Source organism: Paraburkholderia edwinii (genome assembly GCF_019428685.1).
Taxonomy (GTDB): domain Bacteria; phylum Pseudomonadota; class Gammaproteobacteria; order Burkholderiales; family Burkholderiaceae; genus Paraburkholderia; species Paraburkholderia edwinii.
Map to the genome: position 1 here is coordinate 2,970,371 of NZ_CP080096.1, position 14,289 is coordinate 2,984,659.

Annotated in this window: 15 protein-coding genes; 4 read left to right on the forward strand and 11 right to left on the reverse strand. The window is 63.0% G+C overall.

Going from position 1 to position 14,289, the window contains the following annotated elements; genetic code table 11:
* Nucleotides 1-2 precede the first annotated feature (2 nt).
* The 5 genes from KZJ38_RS34600 to rhaM form a co-directional block, all read right to left on the reverse strand.
* Nucleotides 3-1,028 carry an ABC transporter permease gene (locus KZJ38_RS34600; protein ID WP_219801508.1) on the reverse strand — a complete coding sequence of 342 codons (1,026 nt, stop codon included), beginning with the start codon at nucleotides 1,026-1,028 and terminating at the stop codon, nucleotides 3-5.
* Nucleotides 1,021-2,091, reverse strand: a complete 1,071-nt coding sequence (locus tag KZJ38_RS34605; protein ID WP_219801509.1) for an ABC transporter permease — start codon at nucleotides 2,089-2,091, stop codon at nucleotides 1,021-1,023. Before KZJ38_RS34605 ends, KZJ38_RS34600 begins: the two co-directional genes overlap by 8 nt.
* The gene (locus KZJ38_RS34610; protein WP_219801510.1) at nucleotides 2,088-3,617 is read right to left on the reverse strand and encodes a sugar ABC transporter ATP-binding protein; all 1,530 of its coding nucleotides are present in this window, start codon (nucleotides 3,615-3,617) and stop codon (nucleotides 2,088-2,090) included. Before KZJ38_RS34610 ends, KZJ38_RS34605 begins: the two co-directional genes overlap by 4 nt.
* A 105-nt stretch (nucleotides 3,618-3,722) precedes the next feature.
* Nucleotides 3,723-4,616 carry an amidohydrolase family protein gene (locus KZJ38_RS34615; RefSeq protein ID WP_219801511.1) on the reverse strand — a complete coding sequence of 298 codons (894 nt, stop codon included), beginning with the start codon at nucleotides 4,614-4,616 and terminating at the stop codon, nucleotides 3,723-3,725.
* A 34-nt stretch (nucleotides 4,617-4,650) separates the two neighbouring features.
* A complete protein-coding gene (rhaM, locus tag KZJ38_RS34620) occupies nucleotides 4,651-4,986 on the reverse strand; it encodes an L-rhamnose mutarotase (RefSeq protein WP_219801512.1) in 336 nt (111 codons plus the stop codon).
* A 199-nt stretch (nucleotides 4,987-5,185) separates the two neighbouring features.
* Between rhaM and KZJ38_RS34625 the strand changes: the two genes are divergently transcribed.
* Nucleotides 5,186-6,196 carry a LysR family transcriptional regulator gene (locus KZJ38_RS34625; protein WP_219801513.1) on the forward strand — a complete coding sequence of 337 codons (1,011 nt, stop codon included), beginning with the start codon at nucleotides 5,186-5,188 and terminating at the stop codon, nucleotides 6,194-6,196.
* Between the two features lie 31 nt (nucleotides 6,197-6,227).
* Here KZJ38_RS34625 and lra1 read toward each other — a convergent pair whose 3' ends face one another.
* The 5 genes from lra1 to KZJ38_RS34650 form a co-directional block, all read right to left on the reverse strand.
* Nucleotides 6,228-7,010 carry an L-rhamnose 1-dehydrogenase Lra1 gene (lra1, locus tag KZJ38_RS34630; protein ID WP_219801514.1) on the reverse strand — a complete coding sequence of 261 codons (783 nt, stop codon included), beginning with the start codon at nucleotides 7,008-7,010 and terminating at the stop codon, nucleotides 6,228-6,230.
* 93 nt (nucleotides 7,011-7,103) lie between these two features.
* Nucleotides 7,104-8,282 (reverse strand): L-rhamnonate dehydratase, encoded by a 1,179-nt coding sequence (gene rhmD / locus KZJ38_RS34635; RefSeq protein WP_219801515.1) that lies wholly within the window; start codon nucleotides 8,280-8,282, stop codon nucleotides 7,104-7,106.
* A gap of 157 nt (nucleotides 8,283-8,439) precedes the next feature.
* Nucleotides 8,440-9,192, reverse strand: coding sequence for an SDR family NAD(P)-dependent oxidoreductase (locus KZJ38_RS34640; protein ID WP_219803802.1), 753 nt, complete (start codon nucleotides 9,190-9,192; stop codon nucleotides 8,440-8,442).
* 219 nt (nucleotides 9,193-9,411) lie between these two features.
* The gene (locus tag KZJ38_RS34645) at nucleotides 9,412-9,636 is read right to left on the reverse strand and encodes a hypothetical protein (RefSeq protein WP_219801516.1); all 225 of its coding nucleotides are present in this window, start codon (nucleotides 9,634-9,636) and stop codon (nucleotides 9,412-9,414) included.
* Between the two features lie 141 nt (nucleotides 9,637-9,777).
* Nucleotides 9,778-10,512 carry an SDR family NAD(P)-dependent oxidoreductase gene (locus KZJ38_RS34650; protein ID WP_219801517.1) on the reverse strand — a complete coding sequence of 245 codons (735 nt, stop codon included), beginning with the start codon at nucleotides 10,510-10,512 and terminating at the stop codon, nucleotides 9,778-9,780.
* A gap of 134 nt (nucleotides 10,513-10,646) precedes the next feature.
* Between KZJ38_RS34650 and KZJ38_RS34655 the strand changes: the two genes are divergently transcribed.
* Nucleotides 10,647-11,753: a DnaJ C-terminal domain-containing protein gene (locus tag KZJ38_RS34655; RefSeq protein WP_219801518.1), complete on the forward strand. Its 1,107-nt coding sequence runs from the start codon at nucleotides 10,647-10,649 to the stop codon at nucleotides 11,751-11,753.
* Nucleotides 11,754-11,802: 49 nt separating this feature from the next.
* Here the strand turns inward: KZJ38_RS34655 and KZJ38_RS34660 are convergent, their stop codons facing one another.
* Complete coding sequence (locus tag KZJ38_RS34660) at nucleotides 11,803-12,300, reverse strand: DUF3280 domain-containing protein (RefSeq protein WP_219801519.1); 498 nt, start codon at nucleotides 12,298-12,300, stop codon at nucleotides 11,803-11,805.
* Nucleotides 12,301-12,611: 311 nt separating this feature from the next.
* On the opposite strand from KZJ38_RS34660, the gene KZJ38_RS34665 reads away from it, so the two are divergent.
* Together KZJ38_RS34665 and KZJ38_RS34670 are read left to right on the forward strand one after the other, a co-directional pair.
* Nucleotides 12,612-13,154: an ankyrin repeat domain-containing protein gene (locus tag KZJ38_RS34665; protein ID WP_219801520.1), complete on the forward strand. Its 543-nt coding sequence runs from the start codon at nucleotides 12,612-12,614 to the stop codon at nucleotides 13,152-13,154.
* 168 nt (nucleotides 13,155-13,322) lie between these two features.
* Nucleotides 13,323-14,183 (forward strand): MurR/RpiR family transcriptional regulator, encoded by an 861-nt coding sequence (locus KZJ38_RS34670; protein WP_219801521.1) that lies wholly within the window; start codon nucleotides 13,323-13,325, stop codon nucleotides 14,181-14,183.
* The last annotated feature ends 106 nt before the right edge of the window (nucleotides 14,184-14,289 follow it).

Consider the following 14,289-nt stretch of genomic DNA (forward strand, 5'->3'; position numbering starts at 1 on the left):
TTTTAGTTTGCAGCTTGCGAAGACGCCGACTTCGCCAGAAAACGCCGATCGCGCATCGCGCGCCAGCGCGCCACGAGATTCGGAATCAGCACGGAAGCAAGCAGCAATGCACCAGTGACGATGGTCAGCGTTTCGCTCGATACGTCGTCGAGCGTCAGCGCATTCTTCAATACGCCGATAATCAGCAGCGACAGCAGCACGCCAATCATCGAGCCGCGTCCGCCGAAAATGCTGACGCCGCCGAACAGCACCGCCGCGATCACGGAGAGCTCGAACCCTTCTCCGTTGTCGCCACGCGCACTCGTGAAACGCAGCGTATAGACGATGCCGGCCAGCGCGCTCATCACGCCCGACAGCACGAAGGTGGTAAGCCGAATCTTCGCGACTTCGATGCCCGAGAATGCGGCGGCCGTCGGATTCGCGCCGATCGCATAGAGGCTGCGGCCAAACGCGGTGGCCTGCAGCAGCACGGTAAACACCACGGCGCACACGATGACGATCACGAACGGCAGCGGAATAAACGTGGCGCCAAGCGTATCCATGCCGAACGCGGTATAGCCCGGCGGAAAATCCGCCACCGCCTGATCGCCGAGCAGCACATACGCAAGACCGCGAAACAGCGCGAGCGTGCCGATGGTGACCGCCAGCGAAGGCAGATTCAGCTTCACGATCACGAGCCCGTTCAACAAGCCCGCCAGCATGCCGAACAGCAGCACGAGCACGATAACCACGGGCATCGGCAAGCCCATATGCCATAGCACGCCCATCAACGCGCTCGACGCGCCGAGCACGGACGCCACGGAAAGGTCGATTTCGGCGGCCACGATAATCAGCGTCATCGGCAGCGCCATCAATGCAATCTCGGTCAGATCGGCGAGCACGTTCGACAGGTTCGCACCGGTCAGAAACACCGGCGACAGCACGCGGCCGAGCACCAGCGACAGCGCGAGCACGATCACGAGCAGCGTCTCCCAGCGCAGCGGCGTTTGCCGCTTGCGCGTAAGCAGCGCGGAATCGGGTTTAGCCATGATCGCGTTTCCTCATCATGCGTTTGGCGACGGAGCGAGCCAGCAAGGTATCGACGGTGATCGCAGCGACGATCAGCGCGCCTTCGATGGCTTGCTCCCAGAACGGCGAAACGTGCAGCACGACCAGCGCGATGCTGATCACGCCAAGCACAAGCGCACCGAGCGTCGCGCCGAGTATCGTGCCGACGCCGCCCGTAATCGCGACACTGCCGACCACCGCGGCCGCGACGACCTGCAATTCGATGCCTTTCGCCGTGCTGGCGTCGACGGTACCGAAACGCGCAAGCCACAACGCACCGGCAAAGCCTGCAATCGCGCCCGACAGCAGAAAACCCGACATCACGCGCCGCTCGACGTTGACGCCCGCCAGCCGCGCCGCTTCCGGATTTGAGCCGATTGCGTAATGCTCGCGGCCGCCGCGGAAATGCTTCAGATAAACGCCGAGCGCGATCAATACCGCGGCCGCAATCAGCGCAAGCGTCGGAATACCGAACGCCGTGCCGGTCGCGAGCCGCGAGAACGCGTCGGGCAGACTCGTTGCGTTGATTTGTCCGCCGTGCACCCATGCGTAGTCGGCGCCGCGGAAAATATAGAGCGTCGATAGCGTCGCCACGAGCGAAGGTACGCGTCCGACCGCGACGAGCAGCGCGTTGATGCCGCCCGCAACAAGTCCGATCACAAGGCCCGCTGCGAGCGCGACGAGCACCGGCATCTGCGGGAACGCAACATACAAACTACCGACCGCATACGCGCTGATGCCGACCGTCGATCCGACCGACAGATCGATATGGCGCATCAGAATCACAACGGTCATCCCCGCGGTCAGCAAGCTGATGATCGAAACATTCAGCAGGACGTCCCGCAGGTTTTGCAGATTCAGGAATTGCGGCCGCGCGAGCGCGGTGCCGACGATCAGCAACAGCAGTACGACAAAGAGCGTCGTTTCGCGGCTCTTCGCCAGCGTGCCGATCACGCTGCCCGCGCGCGGTGCGGCGCGCTTTTCGCCTGACGGTTGCACTGGCGCGGCGTGAGTCGATCCATGAGTCGATGAATGGCGCATCATGCGGCATGCCCCCATTGAGCGGCGCCCTGTCCGAGCGCCGCGCTCATGATCCGTTCCTCGCTCGCGTCGGCACGCGTGATTTCGGCGCTGATACGTCCTTCGTGCATCACGAGCACGCGGTCGGCCATGCCGAGCACTTCGGGCAGCTCGCTCGAAATCATCAGCACGGCCATGCCGTTCTGCACGAGTTCCGATAGCGCGCTATACACTTCGGCCTTCGCGCCGACGTCGATGCCGCGCGTCGGTTCGTCGATGATCAGCACGTTCGGGTTCGTCGCGAGCCATTTGCCGAGCACGACTTTCTGCTGGTTACCGCCGGAAAGCGTACCTGCCGCTGCGCTCGGGTCGTCGGCTTTCAGGCGCAGCCGCTTGCCCCAATGCGCCGCGAGTTGTGTCTCGCTGCGCGTGGAGATGAGGCCGTGCCGAACGAGGCGGCCCAGCACCGTCAGCGACGCATTGCGCGCGATGCTCAATTCGAGCGCAAGCCCTTGCTGACGCCGATCCTCCGGCACGAGCGCGAGCCCTGCGCGCACGGCGGCGGCCGGACGTCCTGACGCAAGCCGTTTGCCGCCGAGCAGCACCTCGCCTGAGTCGTATGCGTCGATACCGAAAATCGCGCGCGCGACTTCGCTGCGTCCCGCGCCGACAAGACCCGCCAGCGCGACGATTTCGCCCGCGCGCACTTCGAAGGAAATGTCCTTGAATACGCCGATGCGCGTCAGGTTGCGCACGGCAAGCCGCACTTCACCAGGCGTCACTTCGGCTTTCGGGTAGAACGTTTCGAGGTCGCGGCCAACCATCTTCGCGACGATCTGGTCGGTGGTCAGCGCCGAGGTCGGTGCGTCGAATACTTTTGCGCCGTCGCGCATGATCGTGACGTGCTGAGTGAGCGCGAACACTTCGTCGAGCCGGTGCGTGATGAACAGGATCGCGACATCGCGTTCGCGCAGCTTGCGCACGATCGCAAAGAGCCGCTCGACTTCGGGCAACGACAAGGCGGCGGTCGGCTCGTCCATGATCAGCACGCTCGCGTTAAGCGAGAGCGCCTTCGCGATTTCGATAACCTGCTGGTCGGCAATCGAAAGCCCGCGCACGAGCTGGTCGGCGCGCAGATCGACGCCGAGCGACGCCAGCAGGCCGTTCACTTCGTCGCGCATCGCGTCGTATTGAATGCGGCCGATGCGGTCCACGGGCTGCCGGCCCATATAGATGTTCTCCGCAATCGATAGATCGAAGAACAGCGTCGGTTCCTGATAGATGACGGCCAGGCCCGCGTCGCGCGCTTCCGCCGGCGTCGCGAAGTGACGCGGCGTGCCGTCGATATAAAGCTCGCCCGTGTCGGGCTGATGCACGCCCGCGAGAATCTTGACGAGCGTCGACTTGCCGGCGCCGTTCTCGCCGAGCAACGCATGCACTTCTCCAGGCCATAAGACGAGTCCGCCGTTGGCGAGCGCGCGAACGCGCCCGAACGATTTGCTCGCGTGTTTCAGTTCCAGCCTCGGCGCCGCGTCGGTGTCATGCTGCACTGCGTGTCTCCTCCAGCAAGCGGCATCGTGGGTGTGCCGCGTTATTACGGTTGCCTCAGGGTACTTTTCAGGGCTCCGTCAAAGCGTCGCGTCGAAGCGTTTGTGTCAAATGCGGTAAACGCGCCCCGCATTGCGCACGAACAGCGCCGCTTTCTCGGCATCGCTCGCGCCGCCGACAATCGCCGCATAGGCGTTCCACAAATCCGCATACGAGCCGAACTGCCGGTCGACCGGGAAATTCGACGCGAACATCGCACGCTCGACGCCGAACGTATCGATCGTTTCCAGCACATAAGGCCGCAAGCTCTCGACCGTCCAACGGTGATCGAACATTGCGAGCCCGCTGATCTTCACCGCGACGTTCGCGCAGCCCGCAAGCTTGCGCATCCCTTCACGCCAGGCGCGATAGCCCGCGACGCTATCGCGGTCGACAAACATACCCGTGTGATTGACGATGAACTGCGTATCCGCATGTTCGCGCGCAAGCGCGGCCGCCTCTTCCATTTGCGACGGATACAGCTGCATATCGAACGACATCCCATGCTGACGCAGCCGCGCGAAATTCGCGCGCCACGTCGCATCGCGCAACAGATGACGGCCGATATAGTCGTACAGCCTGTTCTCGTGCACGTTCAGGATCTGCCGTACGCCGCGCGTGTTCGCGAATGCGGCGTGTCCTTCGAGTACCTGCGCCGCATTGGGTGCGGAAAGATCGACGCCCGCGACAATGCCGTTCGGCATGCGGCGCGATGAAGGTTCGTCGGCCACCTGCTGCAACCAACGCGTTTCTTCGACGGGGTCCGACGGATCGTGATTCGCCTCGACATGCACCACTTTCAGGACTTCGACGGGCTGCGCATCCTTAAGCAGGTCGCTGAGCAGATAGTCATGCTGCAAATCGCGCGCGTCGCCGACAAACGATATGCCCGGGTTCGCCAGCCACGGATAGTGATGCGTCTTCAGGTCCCACAGATGAATGTGCGGGTCGACCACTTGCATGGAAGTCCTTTATCTGTTGAGCGTCGTCAGTCCATCAGGTTTGTAGCGCATCAACACCCGGCAATCGGAATACGCGCGAAAGCGGCTGCTGAAGCGGTGTGTGATCCGTGGCGGTCTGCATGAGGTCCGCCATGTAATCCCACCATTTGCGCATCACAGCGAGATGCGGCAGTTCGTCCATCGTGTGATCGGCGGTGCGCGTGAGCACCGCGAACAGATGATGCGTTGCGTCATCGTAGTAGATCGAATAATCGCGCACGCCGGCTTGATGCAATGCATCAACCAGCTCCGGCCAGATCTCGTTGTGGCGCCGTTCGTATTCGTCGCGCATGCCGGGGTTCAGCACCATCCGGAAAGCGATTGTCTCCATGCCGCGCTCCATGTCCTCGCTTGATGTCCCGCTAACTCCCGCCGTGCTTTTCGTGCCGGGCTAAGGCTTTCGGGTGCCGTTCGCCGCGGTTGACGGGCGCTTTCGCGGTCGCGCGTATGCAACGACTATAATTCGGGCGTCGATAGCCTCTCAATCCGTTGTTCGGATAGGGCGATACCGAAACCGAATCGCACACCTCATGAGCCAGAACGCCGCCACCGTCGCCCTTATCAACCGGCTCAAGTTCAAACATCTTGCGCTGCTCGTCGCACTCGACGACACCCGCAACGTCCATCAGGCGGCCGACGCCATCAACGTCGCGCAGCCGAGCGCGAGCCGCATGCTCGGCGATATCGAGGAAGCGCTCGGCTTTCTGCTGTTCGAGCGCAACGCGCGCGGCATGCAGCCGACGCCGCTCGGCGTCGTTACGCTCGCCTATGCGCGCCGCGCGCTCGCCGAACTGACGCGCTTTGCCGACGACCTCGAAGTGAAGCGCAAAGGCGGCCACGGCCAGCTCACCGTGGGCGCCATCATGGGCGCTGCGCCCGACCTGCTCGCGATGGCCGTCGCGACACTGAAGACCGAGCGGCCGCTGCTCAACGTCTGCATCCTCGGCGAAACGAGCGACCAGGTCGTGCAGTTGCTGCATCGCCGCGAAGTCGACCTCGCGCTCGGGCGCCTCACCCATCCGCTGCAGCACAACGATTTCAGCTTCGAGCCGCTCGCGCGCGAAACGCTGCTGCTGGTCGTGCGCGCCGTGCATCCGCTTGCAAGCCGTACGACGCTCTCGCTGCCCGAAGTGATCGGCTGGCCGTGGGTTGCGCAGCCGATTTCGAGCCCCGCGCGCGTGCTGTTCGAAGAAGAACTCGCACGCGCGGGGCTGACCACGCCCGCCAATCTCACCGAATGCGCATCGATTTTCGCGACGCTGCAGCTGCTCGAAAACTACGATGCCGTTGCGATGCTGCCCGAATCGGTCGTGCGCGACCATGTGCGCGGCAAGCTGCTGGTCGCGCTGCCGGTTGAAATCGGCAAGAGCCTCGCGGGCTTCGGCATTCTGACGCGCAAGGAAGAACCGCTCGCCGAGCCGGCCGAACGCTTTGTCGAATTGCTGCGTCAGCATTCGCTTACGCTAAAGCGCGATGCGCCCGCGGCCGGCGATGTCGCGTCTGCCAGTCGTGCCGCGCCCAAGACTGCGTCCGCGCATTGAACATCACAATGAGCATCGCAATGAGCACGCCTCATTGCAGATTCACGAACAGGCCGCCGTCGACGAGTAACGCGGCACCCGTCACATAGCGCGCCCGGTCCGACGCAAGAAACACGACGCAATCAGCAACGTCGTCGGGACGGCCTAGGCGCCCGAGCGGAATGCGCTTTTCGAAGTACGCCTTCTTGGCTTCGTCGGCGAGGTCTTCCGCGTTGAGGTCCGTTGCGATTGTGCCGGGCATGACCGAATTGCAGCGAATGCCATACGGCCCGAGCGCGATCGCGCACGACTGCATCAGCGAATGCACGCCGGCCTTGGTCGGCGTGTAATGCGTCTGCATGCCGCCGCCGACCAGCGCGCTGATCGAACTCGTCGCGACGATCGCGCCACCCGTGCCCTGCGCTTTCATCTGCTGCGCGGCGGCCTGCGTCACGAAGAATGCGCCGTTCAGGTTCACCGCCACCGTCGTTTCGAGCACGTCGGCCGGCATATCGAGAAACGCGTGAAACGGGCAGATGCCCGCATTACTCGCGAGCACGTCGACCTTGCCGAACGCCTCGACCGTGCGGCGCACGAGTTCCGGTCCGGTCGCGCGATCGGCGACGTTGCCTTCGACCGCGATCACGCGGCGGCCCAGCGCTTCGATTTCCTCGACGACTTCCGCGACCGCGGAGCGGCGGTTATACGACGCGTCGTTGTCGCCCCAGTAATTGATCGCGACATCCGCGCCGTCTTTTGCGCACGCCACCGCAATCGCGCGGCCGATACCGCGCGAGCCGCCCGTCACGATCACCGCCTTGTCTTTCAGCAACACAACTGTCTCCTTCGTTGACTGACCTGGTGCCTTGATGCTTTTAATGCGTGCCTTTTATGCGTGCTTTTTATGCGTGCTTTTTATGCGGCGCTTTTAGTGCGGGTACGGCCGCGCAAGCGCGCATTCCGGATTCAACCGCACGCCGAAGCCCGGCGTGTCCGGCACCTTCAACCTGCCGCTCACCGGTACCGGCTCGTCGAGCAGAAGCGGCGTGAACATCGGCACGACTTCATCGGCCTTCGGCGCCATCATCAGGAACTCGGAGAACGGCGAGTTATGTCGCGTCACCACGAAGTGATAGCTGTACACCGACGATCCATGCGGCACGACCAGCACGTTATGCGCATCGGCAAGCGCCGAAATCTTGATCAGCTCGGTAATGCCGCCGCACCAGCCGACGTCCGGCTGGATCAGATCGCAGCATTCCATTTCGAGCAGCATCCGGAAGCCCCAGCGCGTCGCTTCGTGTTCGCCGGTGGACACCATCATGCCTCGCGGAACGTTGCGGCGCAGTTCGGCGTAACCCCAGTAGTCATCGGGCGGCAACGCTTCCTCGATCCATTTGAGACCGTACTCGTGCGCCGCCTTCGCGAACTTCGTCGCATAGTTGACGTCGAGGCTCATCCAGCAGTCGTACATGAGCCAGAAATCGTCGCCGACGCGGCTGCGCATATCGGCGAGACGCTCGATGTTCTGCCTGAACCCCGCCTCGCCTTCCGCGGGACCGTGCTGCAGCGGCAGCTTGCCGCCGATAAAGCCCATGTCTTTCGCGAGATCGGGCCGCGCGCCGGTCGCATAAAACTGCAGCTCATCGCGTACCGGTCCGCCCAATAGTTGGTACACCGGCTCTTTACGCACTTTCGCGAGCAGATCCCACAACGCGAGATCGACGCCCGAGATCGTATTGAGCACGATGCCTTTGCGTCCGTAATAGAGCGTCGAAAAGTACATCTGATCCCACATCTTCTCGATGTCGGTCACGAGCTGCCCTTCGAGAAAGCGCGCGAGATGCCGCTCGACGATAAACGCGCCGATCTCGCCGCCCGTCGTGACCGCGAAGCCGACCGTGCCGTCACTCGCTTCGATCTCGACGACGAGCGTGCCGAGCACGTTAATGCCGAACGACTGCCGGCTTTGCCGGTATTCGGGATAGCGCGCCATCGGCGTCGAGATGTGATCGTCGATCCAGTGGCCGCCGGCCTGATCGTGATAGTCGGCGCCGCCGCCGCGGACGACGAAGGCACGCACGTGCCGGATAGTGGGCATCGCCATGTTAGTAGGCTCCGTTATGTTTTGCGCTGGCGCGCTGATGCGGTTGAACGCTTGCGTTGATGCGGTTGTGCGCGCAACCAGTTGTGCGCGGACGGACGGTCGTGCACGGCGCGGCGCGCGGGAAAGACGAATCGCTCGAATCGATCGGCAGTCCGCGTCAGTAAGTCGCGCGGCCGCCGGACAGGTCGAATACCGAGCCGGTACTGAACGCGCAGTCTTCCGACGACAGCCAGAGAATCATCGACGCGGCCTCTTCGGGCAGCAGGAAGCGGTTCATCGGAATTTTCGACAGCATGTAGTCGATGTGTTCCTGCTTCATCGTGTCGAAGATCTCAGTCTTCGCGGCTGCCGGGGTGACGGCGTTCACGAGAATGTTTTTGGTGGCGAGTTCCTTGCCGAGCGATTTCGTGAGCCCGATCAAGCCAGCCTTCGACGCGCTGTAGTGCGATGCGTTCGGATTGCCTTCCTTGCCCGCCACCGAAGCAATATTGACGATGCGGCCGTAGTTCTGTTTGATCATCAGCGGCACGATCGCGCGGCACGTGAGGTACGGGCCGATCAGGTTCACGTCGATCACGCGGCGCCACACGTCGGGCGTGAGATCCCACAATGTGCCGTTGCCTCCGGTAATGCCCGCGCAATTGATCAGCACGTGAATCGCGCCATGTGCGGCGACGGTTGCGGCAACTGCCTTGTCGATCGACGCTTCGTCGGTCAGTTCGACCGTCGCGGCCGACACGGCGCCGAGCGCTTCGAGTTCTTTTTTGCTGCGCTCGAGGCGCTCGCTATCGATATCCCACAGCGCGACTTGCGCGCCCGAACGCAGTGCGCGTTGCGCGACTGCATAGCCGATGCCGCGCGCACCGCCGGTAATGACGACGACGCGGCCCTCCAGATCGATCTGATTCATCATGCGCTCCTGTACGGCGCACGGCTTGCGAGCGCGCCGCTATATCGTTATTGCCGGCTTGTGACGGGTTCCGGTTCAAACAATATAAAGCCGCACGCGATGCGGGAACAATCCGGGTATTGGATGGGGTGATAGCAAAAGTGGATCGGGCTTACGCCCGAGGCACGATTGAATAAAGAAGGGGAAGAATGGGAAGCTGACTTATATTAATGCGCGCGATTAGTGCGCGCGACGCGTACCCTTGACTGCGGAATCGAAAAGTCGCTCCGCTTCGGTCAATTCCTCGAGCGCGCGTTCGAGGCGCGACACTGCATCCGAGTGGCTGATCGACGCTTCATCTTCGACTTCTCCGCGCACAAGCCGGAATGCCTGCTCGACATTGCGCGTCGCTTGCATGTAGCGCGCTGCGGCATTCGACTCGCGCGAATTCGAAATGGCTGCCATGGTGGTTCTCCGTCTGCCTGCACATTGCACAGACGCCAGGTTACCAGGCCGGCAACGCGCTGTCCAGGAACGCGCGCACACTGTTGTAAACAGTCACACCGGCCGCATCAAGCTGCTCACGCATGAGCGTGCACCTTAGCTTTAGCTGCTCATATACCAGCCGCCATTTACATTGATGGTCTGGCCGTTTATATAGCCATTGCTCGCGAGCAGCACCGCGATGTCGGCCACTTCGGCGACGTCGCCGAGGCGCCCCACCGGAATCACATCGCGTTTGATGTTCGGATTGCCGGCAACCATATCGGTCTCGATCAGCGCGGGCGCGATCGCGTTCGACGTGACGCCCGTTTTCGCGAGCAAGCTCGCATAACTGTGCGCGAGCCCGATCATGCCCGCCTTCGACGCCGCATAGTGCGGACCGATCACGCCGCCCGTCTGCGCGGCCACCGACGACAGCATGATCAGACGTCCCCAACCGCGCGACACCATTTCAGGCGCGACCTCCTGCGACGCGAGCCAGGCCGAGGTGAGATTCGTCGCGATCGTCGTATGCCAGTCGTCGGCGGTGAGCTGCTGCCACGGCTTTGCGTAACCGATGCCTGCATTGTTGACGAGCACGTCAATCTTGCCGAACGCGTCGCGCGTGTTGTCAGCCATCTTTTTGATCGCGGCGGCATCGCGCACGTCGACCTGAATCGCGATCGCTTTCGCACCGGCCGCTTCGATCTGCGCGACCGTTTCGCGCGCGGGTTCAACCGCATCCTTGTACGTGAGCGCAACCGACATCCCGCACTTTCCATACGCAAGCGCAATGGCCTTGCCGATGCCGCGGCTGCCGCCCGTCACGAGCGCGACTTTTCCTGCCAGATCCGTCATTTCAAACCTCCTTACTGTTAGCGACAGCCACGCGGCCGCCCTTTCCGCCTAAGTTGTCTTTCAAACAATTTTCACCGCGAACCGATCGCATCACTTGATAGACTTGCGGCTTGCACAGACGACGGATAGAACGCGTGAGCATCGGGGAATACTACAAGCGGCTGAACCTGCCTGAAACCGCATCGCCGGAAGAGATCAAGAAAGCGTATCGGCGCCTGCGCGCGAAGTACCATCCAGACCTCAACAAGGGCAGCGAATCGAACGTCGAGCCCGTCTTCAAGCGCATTCAGGAAGCATTCGAAGTCTTGACCGGCGCACGCGCGCCCGCGGTGCAAAGCCCTTCCGCCGCGCAAAAAGAGAGCCGTCATACGCAGGCGCGCCCGCCCCGACCTCAGCCGCAACCGCGTTCGCCGCGCGCGAACGAACGCGATACGGACAGCAAGCCCTGGTCCACGACCTCGGACCGCTGGCAGGCATACCGTTCAAACGAAGACCGGCCGCCGATGCGCGGCGCGAACCGCCACGACAAGCTTTATGTGCCGCTCGATGTCGCGTTGAACGGCGGCCACGTGCCGACCAGTTACCAGATAACCGCGCCGTGCCGGCAATGTGGCGGCATGAGTGGCGGCATGAGCGCGCGCTTCAACGCCGGGCCTTGCGCCGATTGCGATGGCCAGGGCAAAACCGCGCTCGGCGCACGCTGCGGTACGTGCGGCGGCACCGGACGCGCCAGCGTCGATCGCTGCGCCGCGTGCCAGAACACGGGCTCCGAAAGCTACTGGAAAACCGACCAGGTTGCCGTGCCTGCCGGCGCCTGGGATGGCCAGCAACTGACGGTGCCCGACGGCGGCTTTCCCGGCGCGAACGGCGGCACCGCAGGCAACGCCGTGCTCTCTATCGTCATTCTGTGCGGCTCCGATTTCGAGCGCGACGGACTCAATCTGAAGAGCGAACTGAAAGTCGATTTCGTGACTGCCACGCTCGGCGGCACATTCGAAACGCATCTGCTCGGGCGCAACCTGCGCGTCGCGATTCCGCCGAACTCGGCGCAAGGCAGTGTGATCCGCCTGTCCGCGCACGGGCTATCTGATGCATCAGGCAATCAGGGCGAACTCAGATTGCAGCTTGTGCTCGCGATGCCGGATGCGGCGGGTTACCTGACCGACGAACAGCGTGCGCAGCTCAAGCAGATGTTCGACGATGCCGCGCGGCGCGGCAAAAGCGACGACAACGCGCAGTGACTGCACGCCGCGATGCGGTCTGCCATGCGGTGGGAAGCGGTGACAAGCATCAATGCGCCGTATCGCGATCCTCAGCGAGCAGATCAACAAGCGCCTTCACGCCGCGACGCCATGACAGATCCGTATTGCCGCGAATATCGACTGAGCGCTGAAACACCGTCTTCCCGCTCGCGACATCTTCAATACGCAAATTGATGTTGATGATCAGGTTGCTGATCTTTTGCACCCAGCACACGCCCACGCGCTCGGTTCCGAGCTTGCGGCCGATATCGAGTTCGCAGCCGTTGCACGCGTTCAGGTTCTGCGACGCCGAGAGCTTGCCGATCAATGCGCTAGCCGGCGCGTTATCGGCGACGCGATAGAGCGAGCGGTCGCGCAACTGCGCGCGCAGTTCGTCGCTGATCATATGCACGCGCGCGGCGTCCTGCTGCGTGGTGGCTGCGTCGTTATACGAAGCGTTGTCGTCGATCAGCGTGCAATCGGTTACGGCGATCGAATTAGCTGCAGGCGTCGCGCCCTGCGCGGCGACTATCGGAAATAGCGCCATACATAGCGCGCACAGCTTACGCGCGGCATTGCGCTTCAACGCGTGGGCAGCATAAACAGCAGCAGGGTATCGATCGTTAGCAGCCGCCATGATGGCTGTCCTCGCAAGGGGGATCGCGTTAAACGCGACCGCTCTCGCTCCAATCGCGGCCGCCCCGACTGCACACAGCATGTTCCGGGCCTACGGTAGCGCGTTCATGCGCCGTTTGCCCACGCCATCGAACGATCCGCGCTATGCTTGACGCAGCCTTGGCGCCGGTCGATGCCGCTTTGCACACCGGCGCCGCCCGCCCCTATCACGAGGAGTCCGCGATGACCGACACCCAGAAACCGACGCAAGCGCAGCAACCATCCGAAGAAATCGACCCGCAACTGATCGAACTCGCACACGAGGTGTTCGAACTCGCGCGGCGTGGCGATGCGACGATGCTGGCCGCGGTGATCGAGAAAGGCGTGCCGCCGAACCTTCGTAACGATAAGGGCGATAGCCTCGTGATGCTGGCCGCTTACCACGGCCACGAGGATGCGGTGCGTACGCTGCTCGAACGGGGCGCCGACCCAAACCTGCGCAACAACAACGGCCAGACGCCGATTGCGGGCGCCGCATTCAAGGGCTTCAAGCCGATCATCGAAATCCTGCTCGATCATGGCGCCGATGTGGAAGGTGCGTCGCCGGACGGCCGCACTGCATTGATGGTGGCCGCGATGTTCAATCGCACCGACATCGTCGACTTGCTGATTTCGCGCGGCGCGAACCCGCAGGCACGCGACGCGGGCGGCAATTCGGCCGCCGACGCGGCCGCGCGGATGGGTGCCGGCGACACCGCCGCACAACTGACGAAGCCACGCGGCTGAATTTCATCCTGCGTCCCTATTGCGGCGAACCGCCTCCGGTTCGCCCTGCTTCCTTCGGACAACGCCTTGCTCGTGGTTAAATAGCGCCGGCTCATACTGCTTGCAGCGCAAGCCGCTGCAAAACCCTGCTGTCCCGCTGTGATACCCGCCCTACCACGAGGCACCCCGGTGACCCAGACCTTCGACGCGCTCGCGGCGACGATCCGCGAGAAGTTTCCTGAACTGAGCCCGCAATTTCAGCTTGCGGCGGCGTTTCTACTCGACAATCCCGATGAAGTCGCCGTGCTGTCGATGCGCAAGGTCGCCGAGCGCGCGAACGTCCAGCCGGCTGCGATGGTGCGTCTGGCGCAGTATCTCGGCTTTCCCGGCTGGAACGAGTTGCGCGAGATCTTCGTCGGCCGTCTGCGCACGCGTCCCGAACCGCTGACCGCGAAGGCGCGTTCGCTCGTCAAAGGCGGCTCGGGCAACCGGCTGACGCAAGACCTCGCCGCGGCGCAGGCACATAACCTCGAAACCACGGTCGCACATAACGCAGCGCTCGTCGCCGAAGCCGCGAAGCTGATCCGCAAGGCGCCGCATGTGCATGTCGCCGGGTTCCGCTCGTGTTTTCCGGTTGCGTTCGGCATGGTCTACGGCTATCGCCTGTTCCGCTCGTCGGTAAGCCTGATTTCCGCGGAAGCGGGCACGCTCGAAATGCAGCTGCGCGGCATCGAAAAACGCCATGCGACAGTGGTGATCAGCTTTGCACCATATTCCACCGAAGCGGTGCGCGTTGCGGAAGCTGCCGTGCGGCAGGGTTCGCGGCTGATCGCGCTAACCGACAGCGCGGTGTCGCCGATCGCGCTGAACGCGGACCAGACGCTGATTTTTTCGCATGAAACGCCGTCGTTCTTTCCGTCGCTTGTCGCAGCCTCGGCACTGGCGGAGATGCTCGTCGCGCATCTGCTCGCGCTCGAAGGCAAGGAAGCGGTTGAGCAGCTTGAAGCGGCGGAAGCCGAATTGCATGCGAGCGGCGCGTATTCCGCGTAAATGCGCCGTTTAAGCGGGCAGTGTAGCAACGCAGCCCTGCAAGCCCCAGATAAAAGCGAGGCACCCAGGTCCCCACCTCCACACGATTTCCCGCATTGACAACATT

Excerpts from the sequence above, each read along its gene's own strand:
- rhmD (WP_219801515.1), bottom strand. The coding sequence starts at position 8,282 with ATGGCGATGCCCACTATCCGGCACGTGCGTGCCTTCGTCGTCCGCGGC.
- KZJ38_RS34605 (WP_219801509.1), bottom strand. The coding sequence starts at position 2,091 with ATGATGCGCCATTCATCGACTCATGGATCGACTCACGCCGCGCCAGTG.
- rhaM (WP_219801512.1), bottom strand. The coding sequence starts at position 4,986 with ATGGAGACAATCGCTTTCCGGATGGTGCTGAACCCCGGCATGCGCGAC.
- KZJ38_RS34660 (WP_219801519.1), bottom strand. The coding sequence starts at position 12,300 with ATGGCGCTATTTCCGATAGTCGCCGCGCAGGGCGCGACGCCTGCAGCT.
- KZJ38_RS34645 (WP_219801516.1), bottom strand. The coding sequence starts at position 9,636 with ATGGCAGCCATTTCGAATTCGCGCGAGTCGAATGCCGCAGCGCGCTAC.
- KZJ38_RS34615 (WP_219801511.1), bottom strand. The coding sequence starts at position 4,616 with ATGCAAGTGGTCGACCCGCACATTCATCTGTGGGACCTGAAGACGCAT.
- KZJ38_RS34625 (WP_219801513.1), top strand. The coding sequence starts at position 5,186 with ATGAGCCAGAACGCCGCCACCGTCGCCCTTATCAACCGGCTCAAGTTC.
- KZJ38_RS34650 (WP_219801517.1), bottom strand. The coding sequence starts at position 10,512 with ATGACGGATCTGGCAGGAAAAGTCGCGCTCGTGACGGGCGGCAGCCGC.
- KZJ38_RS34665 (WP_219801520.1), top strand. The coding sequence starts at position 12,612 with ATGACCGACACCCAGAAACCGACGCAAGCGCAGCAACCATCCGAAGAA.
- KZJ38_RS34640 (WP_219803802.1), bottom strand. The coding sequence starts at position 9,192 with ATGAATCAGATCGATCTGGAGGGCCGCGTCGTCGTCATTACCGGCGGT.
- KZJ38_RS34600 (WP_219801508.1), bottom strand. The coding sequence starts at position 1,028 with ATGGCTAAACCCGATTCCGCGCTGCTTACGCGCAAGCGGCAAACGCCG.